Here is a 16,943-nt window from a genome sequence, read left to right on the forward strand (position 1 = left end):
ATGGAACGCATCGATCATGCTTTGCCGTGGAGCCACCTGGGCAGTGAACGCCGGATTTCGGTGTTCCGCTTCGGCGCTGGCGAGCGCAAGGCCTATATCCAGGCCAGCCTGCACGCCGATGAACTGCCGGGGATGCGCACGGCCTGGGAGCTGAAAAAGCGCCTGAGCGAACTCGAAGCCCAGGGCTTGCTCAATGGTGTGATTGAACTGGTGCCGGTGGCCAATCCATTGGGCCTGGGTCAATTGCTGCAAGGCAATCATCAGGGGCGTTTCGAAGCGGGCAGCGGCAAGAACTTCAACCGGGATTTCGTCGAACTCAGCGCGCCGGTGGCCGCCGAACTCGATGGGCATCTGGGTGATGATCCGCATGCCAATATTCGACTCATCCGTCAGGCCATGAGCGATCACCTGGCAGCTTTGCCAGAGGCGAGCAGCCAGTTGCAAGGCATGCAGCGCATCTTGCTCAGCCATGCCTGCACCGCTGACGTGGTGCTGGATCTGCATTGCGATTGCGAAGCGGCGCTGCACATGTACGCCTTGCCGCAACACTGGTCGCACTGGCGCTCACTGGCTGCGCACTTGAACGTCAAGGTCGGCCTGCTGGCGGAAGATTCCGGCGGCAGTTCCTTTGACGAAGCGTGCTCGCTGCCGTGGCTGCGTTTGTCGCGTCTGTTCCCGGATGCGCAGATTCCACTGGCCTGCCTGGCGACGACCATCGAACTGGGTGGTCAGGCCGATACCGGTCGCGCTGAGGCAGAAGCTCACGCCGAAGGCATTCTGGCGTTCCTCGCCGAGCAAGGCTTGATCGGCGGTGAATGGCCCAAGCCTGCGCAAGACGCGTGTGAAGGCATGCCGTTCGAAGGCACCGAATTACTGTTCGCGCCGCATCCTGGCGTGCTGAGTTTTCTGCGTAAACCCGGTGAATGGGTTGAAGCAGGCGACGAGATTTTTGAAGTGATCGATCCGCTGGCGGATCGGGTCAGCACGGTGTGTGCTGGTACGTCCGGGGTGCTGTTTGCCATTGAACGGCTGCGTTACGCCCAACCCGGTTTCTGGCTGGCCAAGGTGGCGGGGCGCGAAGCGCTGCGTCACGGGCGCTTGCTCAACGACTGACTGACTGTTTTTGTGAGAACCGACCGCATGTACAAACTTGAAGTCCAAGACCTGCATAAACGCTATGGCAGTCACGAAGTGCTCAAGGGCGTGTCCCTGAAAGCGGCGGCTGGTGATGTGATCAGCATCATCGGCTCCAGTGGCTCCGGCAAAAGTACTTTCCTGCGTTGCATCAACCTGCTCGAGCAGCCGCACGCGGGCAAGATTCTGCTCAACAACGAAGAGTTGAAACTGGTTGCCAACAAGGACGGCGCGTTGAAAGCCGCCGACCCGAAACAACTGCAACGCATGCGTTCGCGCCTGTCGATGGTGTTCCAGCATTTCAACCTGTGGTCGCACATGACCGCGCTGGAAAACATCATGGAAGCGCCGGTGCATGTGCTCGGTGTGTCCAAGGCCGAAGCCCGCGAGAAAGCCGAGCACTACCTGAACAAGGTCGGTGTGGCCCATCGCAAGGACGCCTACCCAGGGCACATGTCTGGTGGCGAGCAGCAACGTGTGGCGATTGCCCGTGCGCTGGCGATGGAACCCGAAGTGATGCTGTTCGACGAACCGACCTCGGCCCTCGATCCGGAGTTGGTGGGTGACGTGCTGAAAGTCATGCAGGCCCTGGCACAGGAAGGCCGGACCATGGTGGTGGTGACGCACGAAATGGGCTTTGCCCGTGAAGTGTCGAACCAGCTGGTTTTCCTGCACAAAGGCGTCGTCGAAGAAAGCGGCAACCCGCGCGAAGTGCTGGTCAATCCGCAGTCGGAACGCTTGCAACAATTCCTCTCGGGCAGCCTCAAGTAATCGCTCCCGTTACGCACCAAATTAGGTCATGCTGCGCACCGCGCGCCAGATGGTCTAATTTGGTTGCAGCCGCCTTCGGCTTTAACACTGTCTTCGTTTCGGATTGCCCGCCATGACTGCCCATCGAATTGGTTTCCTGATTTGGCCCAGCACTAAAGCTCTGACGCTTGCGCTGGCTGAGGAGGCCTTGCGTGTTGCCCAGCGTGTGCACCCGGACGTTGTTTACGAATTGTCGTTTTTGCAGGCCGAACCGCCGACCGACGGCGCCTGGCAATTGCCCGGTGAGCCATGGGCCGGCAAGCTCGAAAACTTTCAGAAACTGTTCCTGCTCGCCGACGAACCACCGACTTCTCTCGCGCCGCCGCTCAGCAGTGCGTTGAAACAGCTGGTGCGCGCCGGTTGTGTGATCGGCGGTTTGTCCGCCGGTGTTTACCCATTGGCGCAGTTGGGTTTGCTCGACGGTTATCGCGCTGCCGTGCATTGGCGCTGGCAGGACGATTTCGCCGAGCGTTTCCCGAAAGTGATTGCCACCAGTCACCTGTTCGACTGGGATCGTGATCGCTTGACCGCGTGCGGTGGCCTGTCAGTTCTCGACTTGCTGCTGGCGGTGCTGGCCCGCGATCACGGCGCCGAACTGGCCGGTGCGGTGTCGGAAGAACTGGTGGTCGAACGCATTCGCGAGGGCGGCGAGCGCCAGCGTATTCCGTTGCAGAACCGATTGGGTTCCAGCCATCCGAAGCTCACCCAGGCGGTGTTGCTGATGGAAGCCAACATCGAAGAGCCGCTGACCACTGACGAAATCGCCCAGCACGTGTGCGTATCGCGTCGGCAGCTGGAGCGGATCTTTAAGCAATACCTCAACCGCGTGCCGAGCCAGTATTACCTGGAACTGCGCCTGAACAAGGCCCGGCAGATGTTGATGCAAACCAGCAAGTCGATCATCCAGATCGGCCTGTCGTGTGGCTTCTCTTCGGGGCCGCATTTCTCCAGCGCCTACCGTAACTTCTTCGGTGCCACGCCCCGGGAAGACCGCAACCAGCGGCGTAGCAGCAGCCCGTTCGAATTGTCGTCGGTGCCGTCCGAGCGCGGGTGATCAAGTGCTCCACGCTCGGAACTGAAGGTTGTGTTACTCGTCCATCGCTGAGCTATCGGAGGATGAAACCTCCATTTCGCCTCGATTGATTACTTCTTCCACGCCGAAATCCGCGCCCGTGTGTTCAAAGTAGCCGATCAGCCGTAACAGGCTCTCCTCGGAAAGCTGATTGCCTCTCAGGCTAATGTTCTCCGCGATGTCCAATGGCATCTCCAGAACGTCACTGGGGACTTCGGTGATTGCGTTTTCGCTCAGGTCTGCCCAGTCCAGTTCGGTCAGTTGTAACAGGCCATGTGGAATTTCGCTGAGGCCAGTGTGGTTAAGCACGACGGTCGCCAGATTTGGCATCTGGCTCAGGTCCAGTGTTTGTCCCAGAGGGTTGTGGCCCAGATCGAGATAATCAAGCTGTTCCATCCCTGCTAATGCGTTTGTCGACTCCGGTGACAAACGGATGCGGCAATAGGGCAATGACAACGATCTCAGTCGACTCATCTTGAATACCGCCTCAGGAATGTTGCCCAGGTTGCACTCGCGCAGCCTGAGGCTTTTGAGGTTGGGGAAGGATTCCAGAAAGCGCCCGATGCGGGTCGCGCCGTTGGCACTGCCAAGTTCCAGCGCTGAGACATGGCTGAAGTCGGCACTCAGTGTCGGCAGCTCTCCGATGATGATGGAGGGGGCTGTGAGCTCGAACGTGGGCTCAAGGGCATCGTTGAAATCATCCAGTTCGGATTCATGCTGCCAGCACCTCTCAAGAAGCTGTTTGAATTGGTCACGGTTGGCTTGTTCGACAGCCAGTTGGTTGTCGTTGAGGGGGGTGTCCGTTACGGGGTGCCGGTCCGGAACGTCGGCGGTCCAGACAGACAAATCATTTCTCAATTGGGCAAACTCTTCTTCAAGGCGCGTCAGATCGGTGCGGCCATCCTCCAGCGTGCCCGGCAATTCGTAGACAAATTGACTCGCTTGCTCGACGTCCATGCCGGGGTATAGCGCAGTGACGCGATCAATGTCCGCCTCGGGGGCATAGACGGACATGTCGTAAGCGGTATCGAAGTGGTGTCGCTTGATCAGTTCTCGGGCTCTGTTGGAAACCGGATTGTGCGTAAGGTGTATGCCACGCTTGTTGTACAACGAGCTCTCGAACAATCCGACAGGCAACTCGCTGATAAGGTTGTTCGTCAGCAGAAGGGTGTCGAGCCTTGGGTGTTGCAGGGCGCCGGCCGGAATTTCGGACAGGTCGGTGGCGCTCAGATCCAGGTGAGTCAGTTCGCTCATTGTGTCGATGCGGGGGGCGGTTTCAAATGGATTCTTGTACAGATCCAGCGAGACCAGCTTCTTCAATGAAGTCAGTTTCGACCATGTGGCCGCGTCAATCCTGATGCCGCAATCGCTTAGAACCAGGGCGTGAAGGTCTGTCATTCGAGGGATAGCGTCGGGGAGGGTGGTCAGGGAGAAACGGCGTAACTCCAGGCGGCGCAATCCACTGAAACGCTGTAGAAACCCTGGAATACCCTGCGCGGTATGGTTGCCTTCCAGGGATAGCAGCGACACATGAGCGAAGTCGGCATGTATTGACGGCAAGTCACCGATTATCGGCTCTGCAAACCTGAGCGTATACCGGCTAGTCTCATCCGGTGCGTCGAAGTCCAGTTCGGTCTGTCGCCGCCAACTGCGTTGGATTTCCTGAGCCAGCAACTGGCGATTGTTTCTCTCGGCTTGTTGATCCAGCTCACTGAGAGGGCGTCCGGTTTCAGGATGAACAGTGGGCACCTCATTGATCCAGGTGCCCAGGTCCTGATGCAGTCGGACCAGCTCTCTATTCAGACGTGAGAGTTCAACGCGAGCGCCATCGGGGTGACTCTGCAATGCCTGGACTACGGACTGCAATTGCTCTTGAGACAGATTGGGGTAAACATCTCGAACCCGGTCGTTAAGCGTAAGTGTCTCGCGGCTGGCTCGGCTATAGCCCTGCGTGCCACCGGGCAGGCGCATGGTGGTGGGGTCATAGTAGGGTTTTCGATGGGGATTTTTTGCGAACAGTGCGCGTAATGCCGGTTGCTCCAGAGCGTGCTCGGCGATGCGTTGTTTGAATGTCCGGGCGTCTTGAGGCGAAGGGCTCAATGCATTGCGCTGTGCATCCGGCAACGCCTGAAAGAGGGCCTGATAGAAATCACCGGGTACTGATTCACTGTCCTGGTGAGCCTGGTAGGTCCCGTCTTCGGCCCGCACCAGCGTTTTAAGTGTCGGCGCATCGGGCTGACCAATGCTGTCACGCAGGGTCCCGTCATGGGAATAATCCCTCACTTCGATACGTAGCTCGGCAGGCCAGTTGGGCAATGAGTTCAGGCTATGTAAGGCCAGCCGATGGGTATCGGTGGTTTCCAGAGCCTCGGTATAAAGGCCTTCACAGGCTCGGGTTGCACGTACGGCCTCCATGGCTTTTTGTGCCGCGTCCTTGAGGCGTTGGGGGATGCGATTGCTGTGCAACTGCCGTAATTCGGTGCCGGTGGCATTGCTCACCAGCTCTTGTGCAATATCGGTGGGTAGTCCCTGCACGTCGTCAAGCACTCGCTGAACTGGCGGGTTATCCGTTTTTTCCTTTGCGCGGTAGAGCATTTCGAACAGCGATTTGCGGTACCTCAGGGCGAGATCCACAGTCTGCTTTCGGAGTGTTGGCGTTTGGGTTTCCAGTGCCGGCACAGGCGTGTCGGCAGGCCATGCGTCGTATCGGCTCAGCAGTTGATATTGCATGGCCGGATCGGCCTTTCGATAGTGTTCGGGTTGGTCGCTGCCGATCTGTTCGATAAAGGTTTCAATGTCCCGATTGATCCGGAAGCGTTTGATCGTGTCGGTCAGCAGCGAAGGCGGGCGATACCGCTCGACGTGCGTTTCACGCACTACGTTGTCGTGGTAACCGCTGATCCGCAGGATTTGTTCGCGCTCGGTGCTGCTGAACGATTCAACACTATGACCGAGGCGACGCATGACCTTTTCCCGGTCCCAGTTCAACGGTTGTTCCAGCTCTGTGTACCAGGCGCCGTGGTTGTTATGCAGCAGAGTCGGCTGATAAGCATCGGCCCGGCTCGGATGCTCAATCTGAAACGCACCCGACGTATGATCGGGTTTCACGGCATACAGTTTTTCTTCCAGTCGCAGCAGTGTCTTGCCTCCGTGACGATAGAGGCCAAGCTGATCGGGTTTTGATTCTTCGGGCAAACTGAGAGTTTGTTCGTAAGGTGTGAGATCCGGCTTCCAGTAGCGGGTTTTCCCCTCAGGCGTCGTGATGGGTTTGAATGGGGCGATAAGCCCAACAGCTTCGCGCGAAAGCAGGCGACTGAAGGCGCCGACAGCGATGGCGCCGCCCACCGCGAAGGTGCCTACCTGGACCACTGTTTCGGCGAACGTCATCAAGTGCCCCAGCGCTTCTGTTTTCAGCCCTATGGCCAGGTCCACGATGCCTTCGAAGGTCTCATCGAGTAACTGGTAGGCCATATAGGCCAGCATCAATTCGCCAAGAAACGGAACAAATGGCAATGCAACAAACGTCGCGATTTCAAGAAGTGTCGAGGCCACTTTGCTGAAGGCATCCCACAATGCCCATCGTGCGTTTCGGTCGGCAGAAGCGGTGGAGACGGCGAGCGTGCTGGCGTCGTTGAGGATCTTGTTCAACTGCCGCTGATGGAGATGGTTCCACAGGTCCGCTCTGAACGGGGTTATCGCAAACCGGAGATTGGGCGTGTCGATGGGCGTTTCGCGCCAACTCGGCATGGGGTCGCCATGCTGGTGTGGATGCCAGGTTACGCTCTGGAGGCGACGATTGAGATCAGCAAAGAAATGTCCCCTTTCTTTGTGGTCGACGAAGCGACTGAAAAACGTTTGGTAAGCGGGAGTGCGCAGCTTGCGGGTTAGCTCGTTGAGGAACGCCAGTGTGTCTGGATATTGCTTGAGAGGGTGCTCCGGATCGTCCGGGATGTAAGCGATGACCCGCGTTGCCTTGCGTGCTCGGTCAAGCTTCGGCGCGAACATGACGATGCCGGTCAGTGAGGAAGACATGATTGTCAGGTCGTGACAATACAGCGGCTGGCCATCCAGTCGAGCGCCCGAACGTCCTTCCACAATGCGCAGGATCGAGAGGCGGGCATCCTCTGGAATGTCCCCTCGGATGTGCGCCATTTGCAGTGCGGACTTGAGTGCGGTTTTGTGCGAACCGATCACCTTCGATTTCAACACCGCTGCGGCCACCGGATTGGTCAGCCCCAGATTGTCTTTAAGGTAAGTGCTGTACTGGCCACCGATATCCAGTTCCCGGCACAACAGGGCAAAGGCTGCGACAGTGAGTTTCTGCTTGACCCTTGGCAGTGTCTCGAACTGCCCTGTGAGCGACGGTTTGGTGATGAACGTCGAGGCGGACTCATAGGCATCCGCTGCGGTTTCCGATTCCTGAAAATTATGAAGGCAGGCATCGAGCAGCGATACGGTCCAGGTACGCGCAGCACCCGTCTTGATCCCGAATAAGGGCACTGTTTGAGGTGTGTAGAGGCGCAGGAAAGTCGTTTTGACGTCCAGGTCCAGGTCAAAACGGGTTTTCAGGGCCGCGCTCAGAAGAGGTTCGGCAAAGTCGCGTGCGCTTTGCAGCTTCGACAGCATCGAGTCCAGGCGATTTCGATGGGTCCAGTGTTCCTGGCTGAGCTTTTTCAGCGACTGATGTTGCGAAGGCGTCGCGGTGCCATGCCAGTCCGGCACGGCAAGCGAGGCTTGTTTGAGGGCGCTACGTGTACCGGGCGAGGCTTCTAATACCCAGTTCGGCAGATTATTGAACAGGTGATGGTAGTGATCGTCCGGTTGTGTGGCGGATTCGCTGACGGCGACAGTGAAAGGGTGATCATTTTCGTATCGGCTCATGCGCTATTCCCTTAGCGTTTGGATTGGCCGCCAGCAAAACAGACAATGATGTGTTTGGTGCGGTACATAATTACCACCCCGTCCGACAACCCTGCCTATAACCTGCGTCGACAGTTTAAACTGCGCCTTTGCGACGGTATTTGTCGCATTGCCGTAAACCCGGGCAAAACCGGTGTTTGCGCTATAAGAAGTTGTCGCTTGGCGGCAAGGCCGGGCTGAAAACTGTCCTTACAATCCCCTCATCGCTCGCCAGTTTCAGGCGAGTGTTCCTCATCAGGAGACTCCGATGTCCGTTGAGCACGCTGCGGTAGAACGCGCCGATTTTGACCAGGTAATGGTTCCCAACTATGCGCCTGCCGCTTTCATTCCTGTGCGTGGCGCCGGTTCCCGTGTTTGGGACCAGTCTGGCCGCGAGCTGATCGACTTCGCCGGCGGGATTGCCGTTAACGTATTGGGCCATGCGCACCCGGCGCTGGTCGCTGCATTGACCGAACAGGCGAACAAGCTGTGGCACGTCTCCAACGTGTTCACCAATGAGCCGGCCTTGCGCCTGGCCCATAAGCTGGTCGACGCCACGTTTGCCGATCGTGTGTTCTTCTGCAACTCCGGCGCCGAAGCCAACGAGGCCGCTTTCAAGCTGGCCCGTCGCGTGGCCCATGACCGTTTCGGGACCGAGAAGTACGAAATCGTTGCCGCGCTCAACAGCTTCCACGGCCGTACCCTGTTTACCGTGAATGTCGGTGGCCAGTCGAAGTACTCCGACGGTTTCGGTCCGAAGATCACCGGCATCACCCACGTGCCTTACAACGATCTGGCCGCGCTGAAAGCCGCTGTTTCCGACAAGACCTGCGCGGTGGTGCTGGAGCCAATCCAGGGCGAAGGCGGCGTACTGCCGGCCGAGCTGTCTTACCTGCAAGGCGCCCGTGAACTGTGCGATGCGCACAACGCGCTGCTGGTGTTCGACGAAGTCCAGACCGGCATGGGCCGCAGCGGTGAGCTGTTCGCCTACATGCATTACGGCGTGACCCCGGACATCCTGACCAGTGCCAAGAGCCTGGGCGGCGGTTTCCCGATCGCAGCAATGCTGACCACCGAAGACCTGGCTAAACATCTGGTTGTCGGCACCCATGGCACCACTTACGGCGGTAACCCGCTGGCATGCGCGGTCGCTGAAGCAGTGATCGATGTGATCAACACGCCCGAAGTGCTGAACGGTGTCAAAACCAAGCACGACAAGTTCAAGACCCGTCTTGAGCAGATTGGCGAGAAATACGGCCTTTTCACTCAGGTTCGTGGCCTGGGCCTGCTGCTCGGTTGCGTGCTGGCCGATGCCTGGAAAGGCAAGGCCAAAGACATCTTCAACGCCGCCGAGCGTGAAGGTCTGATGATTCTGCAAGCCGGCCCGGACGTGATTCGTTTCGCGCCAAGCCTGGTGGTTGAAGACGCCGATATCGATGCCGGTCTGGACCGCTTCGAACGCGCCGTGGCCAAGCTGACGCAAGCCTGATTCATACAGTGCTCCTCAGCGCCTATCGTAATAGATAGGCGTTGAGATTATTTCCTGTGCCGGGCCTGCCCGGCATTTTTTTCCCCGAGTTGGCGCAATTCGCCAACCTGATGTTAAGAAAGGAGTGACACCATGCTGGTGATGCGCCCCGCGCAAATGGCTGATCTGGGCGAGGTACAGCGTCTGGCTGCGGATAGCCCGATTGGTGTCACTTCCTTGCCGGATGACGTTGAACGCCTGAGCGACAAGATCGCCGCAAGCGAAGCCTCGTTCGCCGCCGAAGTGAGCTTCAACGGTGAAGAGAGCTATTTCTTCGTGCTCGAAGATACCGCCACCGGCAAGTTGGTCGGTTGTTCGGCCATCGTTGCCTCGGCCGGTTATTCCGAGCCGTTCTACAGCTTTCGAAACGAAACGTTCGTGCACGCCTCCCGCGAGCTGAAGATTCACAATAAGATCCACGTGCTCTCCCAGTGCCACGATCTGACCGGCAACAGCTTGCTGACCAGTTTCTACGTGCAGAGGGAGTTGGTGGGCACGCCTTGGGCGGAGCTCAACTCCCGTGGCCGTCTGTTGTTCGTGGCCAGCCATCCGGAGCGCTTTGCCGATTCCGTGGTGACCGAGATCGTCGGTTACAGCGACGAAAATGGCGACTCGCCGTTCTGGGATGCCATCGGTCGCAACTTCTTCGACCTCAACTACGCCGAAGCCGAGCGTCTGTGCGGTTTGAAGAGCCGCACGTTCCTCGCCGAGCTGATGCCGCATTACCCGATCTACGTGCCGTTGCTGCCGGACTCCGCTCAAGAGGCGATGGGCCAGGTGCACCCGCGGGCGCAAATCACCTTCGACATCCTGATGCGCGAAGGCTTCGAGACCGATCACTACATCGATATTTTCGATGGTGGCCCGACTCTGCATGCCCGCGTCTCGGGGATCCGTTCGATCGCCCAGAGCCGTGTAGTCCCGGTGAAAATCGGTGAGCCGGTCAAAGGCGCCGGTCGTCAGTATCTGGTGGCCAATGCCCAGTTGCAGGATTACCGCGCTGTGTTGCTCGAGCTTGATTACGCGCCGGGCAAACCGGTGACCCTGGATCTTGAAGCGGCCGAAGCCTTGGGTGTTGGTGAAGGTGCCAGCGTGCGCCTGGTGGCGGTTTGACGCCTGCTTCCTGGAGAGAAATGTCTGGAAAGCAGCGAAATTTCGCGGGTGGCGCAAGCGGCCCGTTTGAGGAGATAGCATGATCGTTCGTCCCGTACGCAGCAGCGATTTACCCGCTCTGATCGACCTGGCCCGCAGCACCGGCACCGGCCTGACCACTTTGCCGGCCAACGAAGAGCGTCTGGCCCATCGGGTTGGCTGGGCCGAGAAAACCTTCCGCGGCGAAGCCGGGCGGGGCGATGCGGACTACCTGTTCGTACTCGAAGACGACAATGGCCGCGTGGTGGGTATTTCCGCGATTGCTGGCGCCGTCGGCCTGCGTGAGCCCTGGTACAACTTCCGGGTGGGCCTGACGGTCAGTGCCTCGCAAGAGCTGAATATCTACCGCGAAATTCCGACGCTGTTCCTGGCCAACGACCTGACCGGCAACTCTGAACTGTGCTCGCTGTTCCTGCACGCCGATTACCGCAGTGGCCTCAACGGCCGCATGCTGGCCAAGGCGCGGCTGCTGTTCATCGCCGAGTTCCCGCAACTGTTCGGCAACAAGATCATCGCTGAAATGCGCGGCATGTCCGACGAAGCCGGGCGTTCGCCGTTCTGGGAAAGTCTGGGCCGGCATTTCTTCAAGATGGAATTCAGCCAGGCCGATTACCTCACTGGCGTGGGCAACAAGGCGTTCATCGCCGAACTGATGCCGAAATTCCCGCTGTACACCTGCTTCCTGTCGCCAGACGCGCGCAACGTGATTGGCCAGGTTCATCCGGACACCGAGCCGGCTCTGGCGATGCTCAAGAGTGAAGGTTTCAGTTACCAAGGCTACGTCGATATTTTCGACGCAGGCCCTGCGGTGGAGTGCGAAACCGCCAAGATCCGCGCAGTGCGCGACAGCCAGGCGCTGGTGCTGGCCATCGGCACCCCGGGTGATGACGCCACGCCGTTCCTGATCCATAACCGCAAGCGCGAAGACTGCCGGATCACTGCCGCGCCAGCACGCTTCGCCGCTGGCACGTTGGTGGTTGATCCGCTGACCGCCAAACGTCTTCAACTCAACGCTGGCGATCAAGTACGCGCCGTTCCGTTGTCTGCAGCTCGGGAGTCGAAATAATGAATTCGCTATACATCGCCGGTGAATGGCTGGCCGGCCAGGGTGAAAGCTTTCAATCGGTCAACCCGGTGACCCAGCAAGTGCTGTGGGCCGGCGAAGGCGCCACTGCCGCTCAGGTCGAGTCGGCCGTGCAAGCCGCGCGTCAGGCGTTCCCGGGCTGGGCCCGCCGTACCCTGGAAGAGCGCATCAGCGTGCTGGAAGCCTTTGCCGCTGCGCTGAAGAATCACGCTGACGAATTGGCTCGCACCATCGGTGAAGAAACCGGCAAACCCTTGTGGGAAGCGGCGACTGAAGTCACCAGCATGGTCAACAAGATTGCCATCTCGGTACAGAGCTACCGCGAACGGACCGGCGAGAAGAGCGGCCCGCTGGGCGACGCCACCGCCGTATTGCGTCACAAGCCGCACGGCGTGGTGGCGGTGTTCGGTCCTTACAACTTCCCCGGTCACTTGCCGAACGGTCACATCGTGCCGGCGCTGCTGGCCGGTAACAGTGTGCTGTTCAAGCCTAGCGAACTGACACCGAAAGTCGCCGAACTGACGGTCAAGTGCTGGATCGAAGCCGGTCTGCCGGCCGGCGTGCTGAACCTGCTGCAAGGTGCTCGCGAAACCGGTATCGCCCTGGCGGCGAACCCGGGCATCGACGGTCTGTTCTTCACCGGTTCCAGCCGTACCGGCAATCATCTGCACAAGCAGTTTTCCGGTCGTCCAGACAAAATCCTCGCGCTGGAAATGGGCGGTAACAACCCGCTGGTGGTGGATCAGGTTGCGGATCTCGATGCGGCCGTTTACACCATCATTCAGTCGGCGTTCATTTCTGCCGGCCAACGCTGCACGTGCGCCCGTCGTTTGCTGGTGCCGCAAGGCGCCTGGGGCGATACGCTGCTGGCGCGTCTGGTGGCGGTCAGCTCGACCATCGACGTCGGTGCGTTCGATCAGCAACCAGCACCGTTCATGGGCTCGGTGATTTCCCTCGGTGCTGCGAAAGCCCTGATGGAAGCGCAAGAACATCTGCTGGCCAACGGCGCCGTGGCGCTGCTGGAAATGACTCAGCCTCAGGCTCAGGCTGCGTTGCTGACCCCGGGCATTCTGGACGTGACAGCGGTTGCCGATCGCCCAGACGAAGAGCTGTTCGGTCCGCTGCTGCAAGTGATCCGCTACGCTGATTTTGAAGCGGCGATCGCTGAAGCCAACGACACCGCTTATGGCCTGGCGGCCGGCCTGCTGTCGGATTCCGAAGCGCGTTATCAGCAGTTCTGGCTGGAAAGCCGCGCCGGTATCGTCAACTGGAACAAGCAGCTGACCGGTGCGGCGAGCAGCGCGCCATTCGGCGGCGTCGGCGCCTCGGGCAACCATCGCGCCAGCGCCTACTACGCGGCGGATTACTGCGCGTACCCGGTGGCCTCGCTGGAAACCCCGAGCCTGACCTTGCCAGCGGCCCTTACGCCCGGCGTACGCATGTCGTAAGACAGACCCTTGTAGCAGCCTATAACAACAGATTCTTGTGGAGCCTCGCTGATGAAATCCTATGAAGTCAATTTTGACGGTCTAGTGGGGCCGACCCATAACTACGGTGGCCTGTCCTACGGCAACGTCGCCTCCCAGAGCAACAGCCAGCAATCCTCGAACCCGAAGGAAGCTGCGCTGCAAGGTCTGGCGAAAATGAAAGCGCTGATGGATATGGGCTTTCAGCAAGGCGTGCTCGCACCACAGGAGCGCCCTGACGTAGCCGCCCTGCGCCGCTTGGGTTTCAGCGGCACTGACGCGCAAGTGATTGAGCGCGCCGCCAAGGATGCAATGCCGCTGCTGGTTGCCAGTTGCTCGGCATCGAGCATGTGGGTGGCCAACGCCGCCACGGTCAGCCCGAGTGCCGACACCGCCGACGGTCGTGTGCATTTCACCGCCGCTAACCTCAATTGCAAATACCACCGCAGCATCGAGCACCCGACCACCAGTCGCGTGCTGGGCGCGATGTTCGCTGACCAGAAACACTTTGCTCACCACGCCGCGTTGCCGGCCGTGGCGCAGTTCGGTGACGAAGGCGCGGCCAACCACACCCGTTTCTGCCGTGACTACGGTGAAGCCGGCGTCGAGTTTTTCGTGTTCGGTCGTAGCGCGTTCGACACCCGTTATCCGTCCCCGCAGAAGTACCCGGCGCGCCAGACCCTCGAAGCTTCCCAGGCCGTCGCTCGCCTGCATGGCTTGAGCGATGACGGCGTGGTCTACGCCCAGCAGAACCCTTCGGTGATCGATCAGGGCGTGTTCCATAACGACGTGATCGCAGTGGGCAACGGCGAGGTGCTGTTCTATCACGAGGACGCCTTCCTCGACACCGACCAGATGCTCGTTGAACTGCAAGGCAAACTGGCAAAAGTCGGCGGGAAATTTCAGTCGATCTGCGTACCGCGTTCCGCGGTCACCGTGGAAGACGCCGTTCGTTCCTACCTGTTCAATAGCCAGCTGCTGTCGCGTCCTGACGGCTCCATGTTGTTGATCGTGCCGGAAGAATGCCATGGCAACGAACGCGTCTGGCAGTACCTGCAAGGCCTGACCAGCTCTGGCGGCCTGATCCGCGAAGTGAAAGTCTTCGATCTCAAGCAGAGCATGCAGAACGGCGGTGGCCCGGCTTGCCTGCGGTTGCGCGTCGCCCTCAACGAGACCGAACTGGCGGCCGTCAACCAAGGGGTTATCATGACGGCTCCGTTGTACGGCACATTGACCGAGTGGGTCGAAAAGCACTACCGCGACCGCATGACCGAAAACGATCTGGCGGACCCGCAATTGTTGCTTGAGTGCCGGACGGCACTGGATGAACTGACGCAAATCCTTAAACTGGGCTCGGTTTATCCATTCCAGATCAATTGATAGCCGGCGCGCTTTGGCTTTTTATATGAATGGCAAGCGCGCCGCTTAATCTCCAGATGAGAGCGTAAATACATGAGCGATACCCTGCAGCTGATCCTTGAAGACACCGACGGCACGCAACTGGAAACTTCCTGCACCCGCGTCGCGGTCATGTGGCAAGGCAAAGAGCTGTGGATCCAGCAGGACGGCCGTGGCCAACTGCTGATCGGCGTGGACGTCGAAGAGGGTGACGCTGAATACGCCAACCTGCTGCTGCGCCCATTGGCGACTAATCTGGTAAGTCTGCAACTGGAGATGGAACCGGCCGATCTCGGTGATGATGAGGACCACGTGCACGGCCCGGATTGCAATCACGACCACTAAGGAAACCGCTCTATGCTCGCCCTCGGCAAACTGCTTGAACTGACCCTCGCCGGCCGCGAACCGGCGGAGAAGACTCAACTGACTGTCGAAGGCGTACGGATGCGCTGGTTGAGCGAAGGTGCGCTGGAAGTCCGGCCACCTGAAGCTCGCGACAATGGCCTGGACCTGCTGCTGTCGGCCGGTATCCATGGCAACGAAACAGCGCCGATCGAGCTGCTCGATCGCCTGTTGCATGACATCGCCCGCGGTGACTTGAAGCCGCGCGCCCGTATTCTGTTCCTGTTCGGCAATCCCGAGGCCATCCGTCGCGGTGAGCGTTTCATCGAGCAGGACGTCAATCGGCTGTTCAACGGCCGTCACGAACAAAGCAGTGGTTCCGAGGCCTTGCGCGCCTGTGAGCTGGAGCGGCTGGCGGCGACGTTCTTCAGCCTGCCGGACCGCGACCGTCTGCACTACGACCTGCACACGGCGATCCGTGGCTCGAAAATCGAGCAGTTCGCCCTGTACCCCTGGAAAGAAGGCCGTCAGCATTCACGCCAAGAGCTGGCTCGCTTGCGCGCCGCCGGCATGGAAGCGGTGCTGTTGCAGAACAAACCCTCCATCGTCTTCAGCTCCTACACCTACGACAAGCTCGATGCCGAGTCCTTCACCCTGGAGCTGGGCAAGGCCCGGCCGTTCGGGCAGAACGAAGGGGTCAATGTCAGCCTGCTGGAAACCCGCCTGAAGCAGATCATCGAAGGCAACGAGCCGCCAATGACCGATGAAGGGCTGGCAGGGTTGCAGTTGTTCAGCGTGGCCCGGGAAGTGATCAAGCACAGCGATAACTTCCGCCTGAACCTGCCGGCGGACATCGAAAACTTTTCGGAATTGAAAGTGGGTTATGTGCTGGCCGAGGATATCGCCAATACCCGCTGGATCATCGAAGAGCAGGGCGCCCGGATCATCTTCCCGAACCCCAGGGTCAAGAACGGCCTGCGCGCCGGCATCCTGATCGTACCGACCACCGACGAAAACCTGGTCTAGGCACAACACCCGTCAAATGTAGGAGCGGGCCTGTGTGGCGAGGGGGCTTGCCCCCGTTGGGTCGCGAAGCGGCCCCCGGTTTGGGTCCAGACAAACCAAGTTATCTGGATTTACGACTGCTTCGCAGCCGAACGGGGGCAAGCCCCCTCGCCACACAAGCCCGCCCCCCACAAGTTTTATCGGTGTTTAGACAGCTACCGCGCGAGGCTCGCTGCGGCGCAATGCGCGAGTCTTGTGCAGCGTATCTGCACACGTCTTCGCCGCTTCCTGACCTTTATGCACGAAATGCTCGAAGAAGAACTTCTGATGTTCTTCACCGGCATGGAAGTGGTGCGGGGTCAAAACCACCGAGAACACTGGCACTTCGGTTTCCAGCTGAACCTGCATCAGGCCGCTGATCACCGACTGGGCGACGAATTCGTGGCGATAGATGCCGCCATCGACCACCAGGCCCGCGGCGACGATGCCGGCATAACGGCCGGACTTGGCCAGCAACTTGGCGTGCAGCGGAATTTCAAAGGCGCCACCGACTTCGAAGAAATCGATGTCCGACTCCTGATAACCCTGGGCAATCATTTCAGCGACGAAGCCTTTACGGCTCTGATCGACGATTTCCTTGTGCCAGCAGGCCTGGATGAACGCGACGCGCTCGCCCTGATGGTTTTTGCTTTTGCTATCGATTGCGGTGGGTTGCATGTTCTGACTCCTGTTTGTGTGAAAAACAGGGCGTTATGAATCGAATGGGATTTAAGGGTACGCAGGCACACGTGTCTACGGACGGCGCTTTGGTATGGAACCTGGGCGGCGTCAATCCCGTTCTCTCTTCATCCGGACTATGACCGTCGGCCCCGGAATCACACCGGGTCTGCTGACCTTGCCGCCATCACAGCCATTGCCGTGCCTGTCGCCAAGCGCTCGCGGGCTATACGCATTGCGCGCAATTACCGCCGGTGGGGAGTTACACCCCGCCCTGAGAACGTTTTGCCGCCAGATTGTTTGGCGGCGAAGCGTTTTTAACACATATTTATGGGG

12 protein-coding genes and 1 riboswitch are annotated in these 16,943 nt (G+C 59.4%); of the genes, 10 read left to right on the forward strand and 2 right to left on the reverse strand.

All coding sequences use genetic code 11. The annotated features are described in order from the left end of the window. From AC1RL4_RS10170 to AC1RL4_RS10180, 3 genes are all read left to right on the forward strand, one after another. Entirely contained in the window at positions 1 to 1,113 is a 1,113-nt protein-coding gene (locus AC1RL4_RS10170; protein ID WP_019582881.1) for a succinylglutamate desuccinylase/aspartoacylase family protein, read from the forward strand. 27 nt (positions 1,114 to 1,140) lie between these two features. Beyond that, the gene (locus AC1RL4_RS10175) at positions 1,141 to 1,905 is read left to right on the forward strand and encodes an ABC transporter ATP-binding protein (RefSeq protein WP_007971015.1); all 765 of its coding nucleotides are present in this window, start codon (positions 1,141 to 1,143) and stop codon (positions 1,903 to 1,905) included. A 112-nt stretch (positions 1,906 to 2,017) separates the two neighbouring features. Beyond that, complete coding sequence (locus AC1RL4_RS10180; RefSeq protein ID WP_019582882.1) at positions 2,018 to 2,998, forward strand: GlxA family transcriptional regulator; 981 nt, start codon at positions 2,018 to 2,020, stop codon at positions 2,996 to 2,998. 33 nt (positions 2,999 to 3,031) lie between these two features. Here the strand turns inward: AC1RL4_RS10180 and AC1RL4_RS10185 are convergent, their stop codons facing one another. Beyond that, a complete protein-coding gene (locus AC1RL4_RS10185; RefSeq protein WP_230174735.1) occupies positions 3,032 to 7,897 on the reverse strand; it encodes a leucine-rich repeat domain-containing protein in 4,866 nt (1,621 codons plus the stop codon). A gap of 286 nt (positions 7,898 to 8,183) precedes the next feature. Here AC1RL4_RS10185 and AC1RL4_RS10190 point away from each other — a divergent pair, with 286 nt between their 5' ends. The 7 genes from AC1RL4_RS10190 to astE all read left to right on the forward strand — a co-directional run bounded on the left by AC1RL4_RS10190 (position 8,184) and on the right by astE (position 15,911). Continuing rightward, entirely contained in the window at positions 8,184 to 9,404 is a 1,221-nt protein-coding gene (locus tag AC1RL4_RS10190; protein ID WP_019582884.1) for an aspartate aminotransferase family protein, read from the forward strand. A 132-nt stretch (positions 9,405 to 9,536) separates the two neighbouring features. After that, entirely contained in the window at positions 9,537 to 10,556 is a 1,020-nt protein-coding gene (gene aruF, locus AC1RL4_RS10195) for an arginine/ornithine succinyltransferase subunit alpha (protein WP_007934901.1), read from the forward strand. A gap of 79 nt (positions 10,557 to 10,635) precedes the next feature. Next, positions 10,636 to 11,661: an arginine N-succinyltransferase gene (gene astA, locus AC1RL4_RS10200; protein WP_018926391.1), complete on the forward strand. Its 1,026-nt coding sequence runs from the start codon at positions 10,636 to 10,638 to the stop codon at positions 11,659 to 11,661. Next, on the forward strand, positions 11,658 to 13,127 hold the full coding sequence (gene astD / locus AC1RL4_RS10205) for a succinylglutamate-semialdehyde dehydrogenase (RefSeq protein ID WP_169342486.1): 1,470 nt from the start codon (positions 11,658 to 11,660) through the stop codon (positions 13,125 to 13,127). Before astA ends, astD begins: the two co-directional genes overlap by 4 nt. A gap of 51 nt (positions 13,128 to 13,178) precedes the next feature. After that, positions 13,179 to 14,525 (forward strand): N-succinylarginine dihydrolase, encoded by a 1,347-nt coding sequence (gene astB / locus AC1RL4_RS10210; protein WP_096480932.1) that lies wholly within the window; start codon positions 13,179 to 13,181, stop codon positions 14,523 to 14,525. Positions 14,526 to 14,597: 72 nt separating this feature from the next. After that, entirely contained in the window at positions 14,598 to 14,888 is a 291-nt protein-coding gene (locus AC1RL4_RS10215) for a hypothetical protein (RefSeq protein ID WP_018926388.1), read from the forward strand. A 12-nt stretch (positions 14,889 to 14,900) separates the two neighbouring features. Further along, entirely contained in the window at positions 14,901 to 15,911 is a 1,011-nt protein-coding gene (gene astE, locus AC1RL4_RS10220; protein WP_230174726.1) for a succinylglutamate desuccinylase, read from the forward strand. Positions 15,912 to 16,097: 186 nt separating this feature from the next. Here astE and AC1RL4_RS10225 read toward each other — a convergent pair whose 3' ends face one another. Then, positions 16,098 to 16,607 (reverse strand): 6,7-dimethyl-8-ribityllumazine synthase, encoded by a 510-nt coding sequence (locus AC1RL4_RS10225; protein WP_019582888.1) that lies wholly within the window; start codon positions 16,605 to 16,607, stop codon positions 16,098 to 16,100. A 115-nt stretch (positions 16,608 to 16,722) separates the two neighbouring features. After that, positions 16,723 to 16,893: riboswitch (FMN riboswitch) on the reverse strand. Positions 16,894 to 16,943: the final 50 nt, after the last annotated feature.

Source organism: Pseudomonas sp. GW822-FHT07A10, assembly GCF_058798795.1.